Raw genomic sequence first — 1547 nt, 5'->3', positions numbered from 1 at the left:
CAGCGCCAGCAAAGCCCGCTGCGGCAGCAGTGGTGATCTGGTTGTTGACGAAATCCCAGGCCAGCGGAGTTTTCACCGATGCCCCGGAGGTTCCCAGCGCCACCACCTGCGCAGACGCTTTCAGGGGTACGCGCATATTGGAGCCAAGGCGATAGTAAGAAACGCTCATGCCAGACGCGTAAAGCGGTACCGGAGACTGCGGCGTGGTCAGGCCGTTGTGCGCCTGGTTAAAGACGGTGAAGCCCTCAAGCTCAGCCACAGAAACAGCGCGGCGGATGCTGGAACCGCGAGGACTTGACTGGGTGCCGGGGAGCAACTCAGCAACCGGCAGACCACCCCACAGAGGTTTGGTTTCGCTTGCGGCCACAGTGCCAGCAGCCAGGTTAAATCGGTTGGCCGGGTCATCCAGAGCCACGCCCTGAATGTAGCCGTCCGACTGAACGCCGAATGAACCCGCCGCGTTGGTGGTCTGCATCGGGTTAAGAGATAAATTAGCCATGCTTTATAGCTCCCGTTAAGCCTGGTTGTTGAAGCTGGTTACCTGGCGTTTGCCAGACTGGAAAGGTGCCCACGTTGCCGCCGGATCGCCTTCAAAGGTACTGATTTGACGTCCGGTTGCATCGGCGCGTTTAATTTCGCGCAACATGCCTGGGCCAACGGTCAGGCTTGCGGCAGACTGCGCATCAGCGTAAATCTGCTTCTCAGCGAAACCGAGCAGCGCAGCGTCAGCGATCGAGGACAGATCCACCGATTTGAAATCAGGTGAATGCTCCTGCAACTGCACCAGCAGGCGGCGACGGTACGACAGGGGTTTTTCGCCTGACAGAGGCGCGGGGGCGCGCTTACCAAAAGCAGAGAACACGCTGTCTGCTTTAACCTGCGCGTCGGCAACTTCATTGCGCTCAGCATCGGAAAGCTCGGTAGGAATGCGTGATTTCAGTTCGGCAAGCTCGCGGCGGATATCGGCATCAGCTTTTTCTTTTGCTGCATTCTCTTCCGCTTCTTTAGCGTCGGCATCGGCCTTTTCTTTGGCCTCAGCGTCAGCTTTTTCCTTCGCAGCCTTTTCTTCGGAATCCGCTTTAGCTTTAGCCTCTTCGGCCTCTTTCGCTTCCGCATCAGCCTTCTCTTTCTTTACTGCCTCTTCGGCGTCAGCCTTTTCTTTGGCAGCTTTTTCTTCGTCGGCCTTAGCCATGCGAGCATCCATGCACTTATTGAATAGCTCTACGAATTTTGCTTCGTCCATCTTCTCAGCCTCGTTTGGAATGGAATCAGATTTAACACCGGTAGGGTCGAGGAGCTTGTCCCAGACGCCTTGTTCACAAATTGCAACGTGGTCCAGCAACACCGGGGAGTCTTCCACCAATAGAGGCTGACCGTCGATTTTGATGATTGCGTTCTGCGGTTCACTGAACGTGACGGTTGGTGAGGTGCTTAACTGCCGGGTAGCCATCATTTCGGCGGCTTCGGCGTCATACACGCGGGCAATCGCCCACACCTCGCCATTATCTGCAACCCAACTGTTGGTCAGGGTGCCGATAACACGTTTT

2 pseudogenes are annotated in these 1547 nt (G+C 56.2%); both read right to left on the bottom strand.

What is annotated here, in order from left to right:
• Window positions 1-499: pseudogene (locus tag FDX01_RS23420) on the bottom strand (hypothetical protein); the annotation flags it as partial.
• Between the two features lie 15 nt (window positions 500-514).
• Window positions 515-1547 (bottom strand): annotated as a pseudogene (locus tag FDX01_RS23415) (NUDIX hydrolase); the annotation flags it as partial.

Origin of the sequence: Citrobacter sp. wls613, assembly GCF_005281195.1 — a bacterium.
Classification (GTDB): domain Bacteria; phylum Pseudomonadota; class Gammaproteobacteria; order Enterobacterales; family Enterobacteriaceae; genus Citrobacter; species Citrobacter gillenii.
This window is presented reverse-complemented; position numbering and strand designations above follow the sequence as displayed.